This is a genomic window from Azohydromonas lata (assembly GCF_034427735.1).
GTDB classification, from domain to species: Bacteria; Pseudomonadota; Gammaproteobacteria; order Burkholderiales; family Burkholderiaceae_C; genus Azohydromonas; species Azohydromonas lata.
In genome coordinates, this window is sequence record NZ_JAXOJX010000054.1 from 37,006 (window position 1) to 47,976 (window position 10,971).

Genomic DNA, 10,971 nt, shown 5'->3' on the forward strand with positions numbered 1-10,971 from the left:
CCGCGGGCGTTGCCCCGGGGCCCTGAAGCCGCCGCGCGGACGCCTGTGCAGGGCCGCGCGCGGCGTGCCGTGGCGTCAGCCCCCGGCCGTCAGGACGATGCGGCCGTTGAGCGGCTGCACCGGGCGGGCGTTCATCGGGTAGAGCTTGCGGAAGGTCGCGAGCTGCGCCTTGGACAGTTCCACCGGCGTCTGCAGCACCTGCCACTTCACGCCCTCGCTGCAGGGCGGCGTGGTCAGCGAGCCCTTGAAGGACCAGTAGGTTTGCGTCTTGGGCAGCAGCGCCGCGGGATCGAAGCCGCCGTCCAGCGCGGCCTTGCCGCCTTCTTCCTTGGGCATGGCGGCGAACACCTTGGCCAGCGCGGCGTTTTCCTTGCCTTCGCGGAACAGCACGCCCACCACGGCCAGCTCGCCCGCGTCGTTCTTGTGCACCATGTGCGCCACCAGCGGGTAGGCGTGGCCGTTGACCTTCTCCTCGCTGGGCGTGTGGAAGTGGAACTGCAGCAGCTTGTAGTCGCCGGAAGCCAGCTTCACCATGCCGCCCGCGGGCAGGTTGACCTGGATGGTGTGGCCGTTGTTGACCACTTCGGCGTCGCCGGCCGTGTAGCCGAAGCCGATGGCGGGCAGCTCGCCGCTCTTCTTGGCCGCACGGATGTCGATGGGCGACTGCTCGGAGCCGAGCTTGCAGGTCTCGAAGGCCTTGTCCAGCTCGGCCCAATGCGTGGCGCCGGCGTGGCCTTTGTATTCCCAGTGGGCGTGGTCGCCCGCGTGGGCGGCACCGCAGGCGTACAGGGCGCCGGCCAGGGCCAGCAGGGACAGGGAACGGGTGGGGGTCGGCATCGGGGGGTCTCCGGCAGCGCGTTGCTGCATGTAAACGGATGTGATGCTAGGGAGCCTCCCCACTCAATTGGGTGTCTGGATTGTGGATGCGTGTACTGATCTCCGATGGGGTGCGAGTTATTTCACGCATGACGCCAGCGCTGGATGGCGCGCTGCGCCAGGGGGATGAAGCGCTGTCGCCGCGAAGGCCTGCTCAGGCCGCGGCGCGGGTCGGCAGCGGCTTGCGGCGCAGCAGCTTGACCGCCAGGGTCAGCAGCGCCGCGCCGCCCAGGACGAAGAAGGCGCACAGCGCGAAGACGATCCAGGCCACCACGGGCGCGGCCGCGCCGGCCCAGCCCAGCATCCAGTGCGCGGTGTCCACCGCCCAGCCCAGCAAGCCTTGCCAGCCGGGAAAGGCGTGGTTCAGCCACTCCTGCATGGGCAGGCGCTGCGCTAGGCCGGGCAGGTCGTTGAGCCAGGCCGGATCCATGCGCAGCAGCGCGTACAGGGCCCAGGCCAGCAGCGCGCAAAACGCCAGGCCCAGGGCGGCCAGGGACCAGATCAGAAGCAGCATGGAAAGTCTCCCAGGAGGTGGATGCGGGCTTGGAAGCGCCCGCGGCCCTCCGGGTTCCCCCTCACTACAATCCCGCCCTTTCGCGCGCGCCGGACGCCACCGCCGGCGCGTTGATTTTTGGTGGCCATGTCGAGGACAACCATGTTCAAAAACCTCTTGCGCGGCGCGCTGCCTGCCGCGTGCCTTGCCGCTTTTTCCGCTGCGGCGCCTGCCCAAGCCCCGTCCGCGCCGCCGCTCAAGGTCGGCTTCGTCTACGTCACGCCCGTGGGCCAGGCCGGCTGGACCTTCCAGCACGACTTGGGCCGCCAGGCCATGGAAAAGGCGCTGGGCGCCGGCGTGAAGAGCACGGTGGTGGAAGCCGTGGCCGAGGGGCCGGACAGCGAGCGCGTGATGCGCGACCTGGCCGCGCAGGGCCACCAGTTGATCTTCGCCACCAGCTTCGGCTACCTGGAGCCCGCGCTGCACGTGGCGGCCGACTTCCCGAACGTGAAGTTCGAGCACGCGGGCGGCTACAAGACCGCGGCCAACCTGGGCACCTACAACGCCCGCTTCTACGAGGGCCGCTGGCTGGCCGGCTACCTGGCGGGCAAATCCAGCAAGAGCGGCACGGCCGGCTACGTGGCCGGCTTCCCGGTGCCGGAGGTGATCCAGGGCATCAATGCCTTCACCCTGGGCATGCAGGCCGCCAACCCCAAGGCGCAGGTGAAAGTGCGGTGGCTCAACGCGTGGTTCGACCCGGCCCGCGAGCGCGAGGCGGCGCTGTCGCTCGTCAGTGCCGGGGCCGACGTGCTCACCAACCACAGCGCCTCGCCCGCCGTGCCGCAGGCCGCCGAGGAGAAGGGCGTGCAGCTCGTGGCCTACCACAGCGACATGAGCCGCTTCGCTCCCCACGCGCAGCTCGCCGCCGTGGTCGCCAACTGGGGCGGCTTTTATACGCAGGCGGCCCAAGCGGTGATGGCGCAGCGCTGGAGGCCGGCGGCCACCCTGGGCGGCTTCAAGGACGGCATGGTCGAGCTGGCCGCGCTCAACCCCAGGCTGCCCAAGGCGCTGCGCGAGGATGTGCTCGCGCGCCAGCGCGACATCGCCGCGGGCAAGCTGCTGCCCTTCGGCGGGCGCCTGGTGGACCAGGCCGGCCGCGTGCGGCAGGACAAGGGGGCGCTCGGCGACGAGGCCATCGCGCACATGGACTGGTTCGTCCAGGGCGTGCAGGGCACGCTGCCGGCGGCGGCCAAGTAAGCCCAGGCCCCGGGGCGAGCCCGGAACACCTCTTGCCGCGCCGCGGCATGGACACCCTGGCCGCCCCCTCCCACGCCGCTGCGCCCCGCGCCGCCTCGCTGCTGCGCATCCAGACCATCTACATGGAGCCGGCCGTGGAGGACTACGCCCGCGGCCGGGAAATCCTCGCGCGCTTTCCCGACGCGCAGCGGATCGAGGTGCCCTCGCACTGGAACATCCCCGGCCTGCACGGCAACGAGGGCTTGGTCGGCGAATGGCTGCGCACCAAGCGCGACGTGCTGGTGCTGGGCGTGCGCAAGTCGCTCTCGTGCCGCCACAACGGCCGCAGCGCGGACTGGATCGCCCCCGGCACCTCCAACGGCTGCGCCATGGCCTGCGCCTATTGCTACGTGCCCCGGCGCAAGGGCTACGCCAACCCGGTCACCGTCTTCGTCAACATCGAGCAGGTGTGCGACGCGCTGCAGCGCCACGCGGTCAGGCTGGGGCCCAAGCCGGAGCCCAACCAGGTCGATCCGGTGTACTGGGTCTACGACCTGGGCGAGAACGGCGACCTCTCGGCCGACGCGCTGGTGTCGGACAACGTGCGCGACCTCGTGGCCCTGTACCGCCGCATTCCCAACGCCAAGGGTTCGTTCGCCACCAAGTATGTCAACCGCGAGCTGCTGGACTACGACCCGCAGGGCAAGACGCGCATCCGCTTCTCGCTCATGCCCCAGCGCACGGCCAAGCTGGTGGACGTGCGCACCTCGCCGGTGGCCGAGCGCATCGCGGCCATCAACGATTTCGTGGACGCGGGCTACGAGGTGCACCTCAACTTCAGCCCGGTGATCGTCCACGAGGGCTGGCGCGCGGACTACGCCGAGCTGTTCGCGCAGGTGGCCGATGCGCTGTCGCCGCGGGCCCGCGCGCAGATCGCCGCCGAGGTGATTTTCCTGACCCACAACGAGGCCCTGCACGAGGTCAACCTCGGCTGGCATCCCAAGGCCGAGGAGATCCTGTGGGTGCCGCGGCTGCAGGAGACCAAGCGCAGCGAGAACGGCGCGGACAACGTGCGCTACCGCAGCGGCACCAAGGGGCGGATGGTGGCCATCTTCAAGGCGCTGCTGGAAGAGGGACTGCCGGGGTGTGCGGTGAGGTATGCGTTTTGAGGCGGCTTCGTTCAGGCGTTGGCCGGAAGCTGGACCGCAGCGTCCCCCGAGTCGTCATTCCCGCGAAGGCGGGAATCCAGGCGGTCCCCAAGTCGGCCGTCAGTCCGTGGGCCGGCACACCGAAGTGCAACATCGCGGTGGTCCTACGCCACCTCTACGCTTTGGCGTGGGGCTGCCTGGATTCCCGCCTTCGCGGGAATGACGAATCAGGGGGCGGAGCCGTTGGGCATCACGAGATGCCAATAGCAGCCAGTCATCCTGCTCACTGCGCCGCCAGGGCCTCCCGCAGCCGCCGCGCCTCCTCGCCAAACCCATACGCATCCATCCCCAGCGCCCCATAGGTATGGCTCTGGTGCAGCCGCAGCGGCGCCACGTCGCGCCCGCCCGCGCCGGCGGCCACGTACCAGGGCAGCAGGTGCTCATCGGTCGGGTGCATCAGCGCCGCATGGGGCGCTTGGGCGCGGTAGTCGAACAAGGTCTCCCAGTCGCGCGCCGCCGCGCGCTCGGCGAACCATTGGCGGAAGGCCGCGCTCTCCGGCTTCTCCGGCGCGTCCATGGGGGCGCGGCCGGTGAAGGTGGAGAGCAGGCGCAGGTTGTGCGTGATGGAGCCGCTGCCCATCACCAGCACGCCGCTTTCCCGCAGCCGGGCCAGCGCCTGGCCCATCGCGAACTGCTGCGCCGGCGGGGCCATGGGCATCCAGGCCAGCGGCAGCACGGGCACGTCGGCCTGCGGGTAGAGGTAGCGCAGCGGCGTCCAGATGCCGTGGTCCAGTCCGCCTTCGCCCAGCACGTGGGCGGTGACGCCGGACGCCGCCAGCAGCGCCTTCACCTCTTGCGCCAGCGCGGGCGCGCCCGGCGCGTCGTAGCGCATTTCGTACAGCGCCTGCGGGAAGCCGCCGAAGTCCGGTACCGCGGCGTGGCGCTCGGCGGCCAGCAGCACGGGCTCGCGCGTGAGCGTGTGGGCCGAGACGGCCAGGATGGCGCGCGGGCGGCCGAAGGTGGCGTCGATCGCCGGGCCCAGGCGCTGCATGAAGGCGCCGGCCGCGCCGGGCTCCAGCGCGATCATGGGCGAGCCGTGGGAGAGGAACAGGGCGGGAAGGGCGGGAAGGGCGGGCAGGGTGTCCATGCCGCCCATTGAAGCAGCGCGCCGCCACGGTGGCGTTGCAGGGGTTTGCACCCGGCATTCAGGCGCTTGACAAGCCTCGGGTATCGTCCCCGGCCATGAGCACCGACGCCCCGTCCTCCCCGACCGCCGCCGTCCCGCCGCGGCCCGCCGCCGCCGGCCGGCCGCTGTCGCCGTCCATCGTGAAGCTCGCGTGGCGCCAGACCTGGCGCGACCTGCGCGCGGGCGAGCTGCGGCTGCTGGTGGTGGCCGTGCTGCTGGCCGTGGCGGCGCTCACCGCCGTGGGCTTCTTTGCCAACCGGCTCAACGCGGGCCTGGCGCGCGACGCCGGGGCGCTGTTGGGCGGCGACGCGCTGGTGGCGGCCGACCAGCCGCTGCCCGCCGCGTTCGAGCACCAGGCGCGCGCGCTGGGCCTGCGCGTCACGCGCCACGCGGCCTTTCCCAGCATGGCGCTGGCGCCGCAGGCGCAGGGCGGCGCCACGCGGCTGGTGGCCGTCAAAGGCGTGGCCGAGGGCTACCCGCTGCGCGGCCAGGTCAGCGTGCGCGAGTCGCCGGACGGCCCGGCGCGCGCGGCCGAGGCCATCCCCGAGCCCGGCACGGCCTGGGTGGACGCCGCCGTGCTGGACGCGCTGCAGTTGCGCGTGGGCGATGAGCTGCTGTTGGGCGACGCCACGCTGCGCATCGCCCGCGTGATCGCGCTGGAGCCCGACCGCGGCGCCGGCTTCCTGAGCTTCGCCCCGCGGGTGATGGTGAGGGAATCCGACCTGGCGGCGACGAACCTGATCCAGCCGGCCAGCCGCGTCACCTACCGCCTGGCCGTGGCGGCCACCGGCGAGGGCGGCGCGGCCGTGCGCCGCTTCATCGATTGGGCGCAGGACGAGATCCGCAAGGGCGAGCTGCGCGGCGTGCGCGTGGAGTCGCTGGAGACGGGCCGCCCGGAAATGCGCCAGACGCTGGACCGCGCCAACAAGTTCCTCAACCTCGTGGCGCTGCTGGCGGCGCTGCTGGCCGCGGTGGCGGTGGCCATCGCCGCGCGCGACTTCGCCCAACGCCACCTGGACGACTGCGCGCTGCTGCGCGTGCTTGGGCTGCCGCAGCGCGCCATCGCCTCGGCCTACGTGCTGGAGTTCGGTGCCGTGGGCGTGCTGGCCAGCGCGCTGGGCGTGGCCGCCGGCTGGGCCGTCCACTTCGTGTTCGTCCTGCTGCTGGGCTCGCTGGTGGAAACCTCGCTGCCGGCGCCGGGCTGGATGCCCGCGGCCTTCGGCTTGGGCGTGGGCCTCACGCTGCTGCTGGGCTTTGGCTTGCCGCCGGTGCTGCAACTCGCCCGCGTGCCGGCGCTGCGCGTCATCCGGCGTGACGTCGGCCAGTTGAAGGCCGCTTCGGTCGCGGTGTTGGCCGCCGGCGCCCTGGGCTTTGCCGGGCTGCTGGTGGCCGCGGCGTCGGATCTGAAGGTGGGGCTGATCGCCGTGGGCGGCTTCGCCGTTGCGGTGGCGCTCTTTGCCCTGTGCGCCTGGGGCACCGTGGTCGCCCTGCGCCGGGCCGTGCCGCGCGCCCGGCGCGCGCCGCGCTGGCTGGTGCTGGCCACGCGGCAGGTGGCGGCGCGCCCGGGCTTTGCGGTGCTGCAGGTGTCGGCCCTGGCCGTTGGGCTGCTGGCGCTGGTGCTGCTGGTGCTGCTGCGCACGGACCTCATCAACAGCTGGCGCCAGGCCACGCCGCCGGATGCGCCCAACCGCTTCGTCATCAACCTGCAGCCCGACCAGGCGCAGCCGTTCAGGCAGTTGCTGGATGGGGCGGGCGTGCAGGGCTACGACTGGTATCCCATGTTCCGCGGCCGGCTGGTGGCCATCAACGGCCGCAGCATCAAGGGCGAGGAGTGGAGCGAGGAGCGCGCGCAGCGCCTGGCCGAGCGCGAGTTCAACTTGAGCTTCGACGCGCAGATGCCGCGCCACAACCAGCTCGCCGGCGGGCAGTGGACGCCCAACGAGCCGGACGCCGTGAGCGTGGAGGAGGGCCTGGCCAAGACGCTGGGCCTGAAGCTGGGCGACCGGCTGCGCTTTGACGTGGCCGGCCAGCCGCACGAGGCGCGCATCACCAGCCTGCGCAAGGTGGACTGGGGCTCCATGCGGGTGAACTTCTTCGTCATGTTCCCGCGCGAGCGCATGGACGAGGTGCCCGCCACCTACATCTCCGCCTTCCGCGCGCCGGCCGTGCCCGGCTTCGACAACCGGCTGGTGCGCGAATTTCCCAACGTCACCAACATCGACGTCTCGGCCTCGCTGGGCCAGGTGCAGGCGGTGCTGGACCAGGTGATACGCGCCGTGGAGTTCCTCTTCGGCTTCACCCTGGCCGCCGGGCTGGTGGTGCTGTTCGCCGCCGTCACGGCCACGCGCGAGGCGCGCGAGCGCGAGTACGCCGTGATGCGCGCGTTGGGCGCGGGCCGCGCGCTGCTGCAGCGCGTGCAGCGCGCGGAGCTGTTGGGCGTGGGGGCGCTGGCGGGCTTTCTGGCCTCCATCGCGGCGGTGGCCGTGGGCTGGGCGTTGGCGAAGTACGCGTTCGACTTCGCCTGGAGCGGTTCCTGGACGGTGCCGCTGGCCGGCACGGCGGCCGGTGCGCTGCTGGCGCTGGCCGCGGGCTGGTGGGGTTTGAGAGGCGTGCTCAGGCGGCCGGTGGTGCAGACGCTGCGGCGCGCGGCCGAGTAAGCCGTCCCGGCCCGGCCCGGCCGCCGCGCTGTCCCCATGAGTGGGCGCCGCCGTGCGCCCGCCGCTTGCTCCGTCGCGGTGCATGAAGCCCAAGCTCCGCTCTCGCCTTCCCGCCGGCAAGCGCCCATCGGCCGTGCCGCTCGCCTGTCCGCCCGCGCTGGACGAGGCCTCTCTCCACTCGCCGGCCTGCGTGCTCTCGCATGCCGACGCCTACCCCGGCGAGGCCGAGCCGGACGACGAGGGGGCGGGCCTCGCGGCCGAGGCCGACGCCTTGGCCCCCGCCGACGCCGACCACCTGCTCAGCGGCTACGCGGGCACGGATTACTTCGTCGCGGGGCTGGCGCAGCCGCTGCACCCGGGCGAGCGCAACGCCGCGCTGGACGCTTTCCTGGGCGGGCACGGCGCGCGCTGCCTGGCGCTGCTGACGGCCTGCAACCCGCACAGCGACATGCTGGAGCCGCAGGAGAACGCCCGCCGCCAGGGCGAGCTGCGCGCGCGGCTGCAGGCCGAGGGTTTGAGCTTCGTGGAGGCCGAGGGCCGCGCCCGCGACGGCGGCGTGCGCCCGGCGGAGCCGCTGCTGGCCGTGCTGGACGCGCCGCCGCTGCTGCTGCAGCGGCTGATGGAGGAGTTCGGCCAGAACGCCGTGGTGCTGGCCCAAGCCGGCGCCGCGCCACGCCTCTGGCTGCGCCCGGCCTTCATGCGCGAGCTGGCGCGCGAGGAGTACGCGGCGGGTTGAGGCGGGCCGCCGGACAGGCGGCCGCCCCATGGACGGCCGCCGCTGGGGCTCAGCGCCTCAGAAGCTGGTCCATTCGTCGTCGTCCTTGCCCGCGCTGCTCTGCAGGTGCGGGGCCGGGGCGGACGGGGCCGGCGGCGCGTAAGCCGGGTTGGCCGGCTTGGCGGCCAGGCGGCGGGCGCCGGCCGGGGGCAGCGGCTTGGCCGCGGGCGCCGACGCGAGGGCGCTCACCGGCTGCACGGGCGTGAAGCCCATGGACTGCTGCACGGCCACGGCGCGGTGGTCCAACCGGAAGGCGCCCACCACCTCGGCCAGCCGCGAGGCCTGCTGGCGCAGGCTCTCGGCGGCCGCGGCGCTTTCTTCCACCAGCGCCGCGTTCTGCTGCGTCACCTGGTCGAGCTGCTCCACGGCTTCGCCCACCTGGTTGATGCCCTGGCTCTGCTCATGGCTGGCGGCGCTGATCTCGTTGATGAGGTCGCTCACGCGCTTGACCTGCATCACGATGTCGCCCATGTTGCGGCCGGCCTCGTCCACCAGCTTGGAGCCGCTTTCCACGTTGGCCACGCTGTGGCCGATGAGGTTCTTGATCTCCTTGGCCGCCTCGGCGCTGCGCTGCGCCAGGCTGCGCACCTCGCCGGCCACCACCGCGAAGCCGCGGCCGGCCTCGCCGGCGCGGGCGGCTTCCACCGCGGCGTTCAGGGCCAGGATGTTGGTCTGGAAGGCGATGCCGTCGATCACGCCGATGATGTCAGAGATCTTGCGCGAGCCCGCGCTGATCTCCTCCATGGTGGACACCACGCGGTTCATCACGTCGCCACCCTGCTCGGCGGCCTGGCTGGCGCTGGTGGCCAGTTGCGTGGCGGCGGCGGCGGTGTCGGCGTTCTGCTTCACGGTGGAGGTGAGCTGCTCCATGGAGGCGGCCGTTTCCTCCAGGTTGGAGGCCTGCTCCTCGGTGCGCTGGCTCAGGTCGGCGTTGCCGCTGGCGATCTGCTGGCTGCCCGTGGCGATGGAGTCGCTGCTCTGGCGCACCTGGGTGACGATGCGCACCAGGCTGTGGTTCATGTCGTCCAGCGCGCGCAGCAGCTCGCCGGTCTCGTCCTGCATCGTGACGTTGATGTTGGACGTCAGGTCGCCCGCGGCCACGGTGCGTGCCACCTGCACCGCCTGGTGCACGGGCACGGTGATGGAGTGCGTGAGCGCCCAGGCCATGCCCGCGCCCACCAGCAGCGCCACCATGCCCAGCGCGATCATGGCGATGCGCGAGAAGTCGATGTCGTCGGCCAAGGCCTTGGCGCTGGTCGTGCTGAGCTGCTTCTGCAGCGTGTCCAGCCCTTCTACGTCGGCTTGCAGCGCGTCCAGGCTCGGCAGTGTCTCGGCCAGCAACTGCTTGGAGGCCTCCTCGCGCTGGCCGTCGGCCAGCAGCTTGTCCACTTTGGCGATGGAGGCGGCAAAGGCGTCGCGCCGCTCCTTGGTCTTGGCGATCATCGCCTTGCCCGCCTCGGTGTAGGCCAGCCGCTCCAGCGTGCTCAGCGATTCGTCCACCCTCTGCGCGTTGATGCCGATCATCTGCCGGACCTTGTCGCCGTGGGTCTTGTCCTCGGCGAAGAACAGCTCCATGGTTCGCCGCGCATTGGCGCGGGTGTAGGTGTTGAGCGTGGCCACGGCCTCGGACTTCACCATGTCCACTTCCAGGGTGCGGCGCGAGGCGGCATCGACCTTGTTGAGGCTGAACACGGCGGTGGCTACAGCCAGCAGCATCAGCACCAACACCGCGGAGAAGCCAAGGGCCAGCCGCGGACCGAGACGGAGCTTGTTCAAGACGTTCATGTATGGATTGCTGGCCAGGCGGCGGCCCGCCCGGGAAGTGGGCAGGCGGTACGGGGCTGGCCGTCAGTTGGAGGACTCAAAGAGGGTTCATCGGGTAGTTGAAACGTTTATGAAACAGTTGGGGGTGGTGGAGGGCCATAGCCGCACCAGCGGCGTGCATCACTTCACGCATTGCCTGCATGGAGCCAGGCCGCCGGCAGCGCCGGGCGAGCCGGCGAGGGGCCCGCCGGGCTGGTCGCAGCCGGCATGCAGAATGCGCGGGCCGCGGGGCGGCGGTCGTGCATGCGCCGATGCGACCGCCCCCGGCTCCCCTGCAACCGCCCGCCTGCCGCCATGTCCGCTGCCCCTTCTTCGCCGTCCACCGACCCGCTGGCCATAGAGCTGTATGACCAGCCGGGGCACCTGATACGGCGCGCGCAGCAGATCGCGGTGTCGGTGTTCTACGAGGAGGTTGGGCGCGAGGTGACGCCCATCCAGTACGCGGTGCTGCGCATGCTGCAGGAGAAGCCGGGGCTGGACCAGGTGACGCTGGCGCAGGAGGTGGCGTTGGACACCTCCACCGCCGCCGAGATCGCCGCGCGGCTGGAAACCAAGGGCTGGATCGTGCGCGAGGTGCTGCCGCGCCGCCAGCGCCGGCTGCTGCTCACCGCCGAGGGCGAGGCCGTGCTCACGCGCACGGTGCCGGGCGTGCGGCGCATGCAGCAGTCGCTGCTGTCGCAACTGGAGCCGGCCGAGCAGCAGGAGTTCATGCGGCTGCTGCGCAAGTTCGTCCACCTGGGCAACGAGCAAAGCCGCGCGCCGCTGCGCCCGGGCGC

General features: G+C 72.0%; 9 protein-coding genes. 5 read left to right on the forward strand and 4 right to left on the reverse strand.

The window, feature by feature from the left end; genetic code table 11:
• Window positions 1-75: 75 nt before the first annotated feature.
• Together SM757_RS25585 and SM757_RS25590 are read right to left on the reverse strand one after the other, a co-directional pair.
• Entirely contained in the window at window positions 76-837 is a 762-nt protein-coding gene (locus SM757_RS25585) for a carbonic anhydrase (RefSeq protein ID WP_322467560.1), read from the reverse strand.
• A 193-nt stretch (window positions 838-1,030) separates the two neighbouring features.
• Entirely contained in the window at window positions 1,031-1,390 is a 360-nt protein-coding gene (locus tag SM757_RS25590) for a hypothetical protein (protein WP_322467561.1), read from the reverse strand.
• A gap of 141 nt (window positions 1,391-1,531) precedes the next feature.
• Between SM757_RS25590 and SM757_RS25595 the strand changes: the two genes are divergently transcribed.
• The gene (locus tag SM757_RS25595; RefSeq protein WP_322467562.1) at window positions 1,532-2,626 is read left to right on the forward strand and encodes a BMP family ABC transporter substrate-binding protein; all 1,095 of its coding nucleotides are present in this window, start codon (window positions 1,532-1,534) and stop codon (window positions 2,624-2,626) included.
• 47 nt (window positions 2,627-2,673) lie between these two features.
• Window positions 2,674-3,774, forward strand: a complete 1,101-nt coding sequence (locus tag SM757_RS25600) for a spore photoproduct lyase family protein (protein ID WP_322467563.1) — start codon at window positions 2,674-2,676, stop codon at window positions 3,772-3,774.
• 262 nt (window positions 3,775-4,036) lie between these two features.
• On the opposite strand, the gene SM757_RS25605 is transcribed toward SM757_RS25600, so the two are convergent.
• Complete coding sequence (locus SM757_RS25605) at window positions 4,037-4,900, reverse strand: dioxygenase family protein (RefSeq protein ID WP_322467564.1); 864 nt, start codon at window positions 4,898-4,900, stop codon at window positions 4,037-4,039.
• Window positions 4,901-4,995: 95 nt separating this feature from the next.
• Here SM757_RS25605 and SM757_RS25610 point away from each other — a divergent pair, with 95 nt between their 5' ends.
• Together SM757_RS25610 and SM757_RS25615 are read left to right on the forward strand one after the other, a co-directional pair.
• Window positions 4,996-7,596, forward strand: coding sequence for an ABC transporter permease (locus SM757_RS25610; protein ID WP_322467565.1), 2,601 nt, complete (start codon window positions 4,996-4,998; stop codon window positions 7,594-7,596).
• Window positions 7,597-7,678: 82 nt separating this feature from the next.
• Complete coding sequence (locus tag SM757_RS25615) at window positions 7,679-8,332, forward strand: DUF3293 domain-containing protein (RefSeq protein WP_322467566.1); 654 nt, start codon at window positions 7,679-7,681, stop codon at window positions 8,330-8,332.
• Between the two features lie 57 nt (window positions 8,333-8,389).
• Here SM757_RS25615 and SM757_RS25620 read toward each other — a convergent pair whose 3' ends face one another.
• A complete protein-coding gene (locus SM757_RS25620; protein ID WP_322467567.1) occupies window positions 8,390-10,156 on the reverse strand; it encodes a methyl-accepting chemotaxis protein in 1,767 nt (588 codons plus the stop codon).
• A 333-nt stretch (window positions 10,157-10,489) separates the two neighbouring features.
• Between SM757_RS25620 and SM757_RS25625 the strand changes: the two genes are divergently transcribed.
• The coding region (locus tag SM757_RS25625) for a MarR family winged helix-turn-helix transcriptional regulator (RefSeq protein WP_322467568.1) at window positions 10,490-10,971 on the forward strand (482 nt) is incomplete at its 3' end.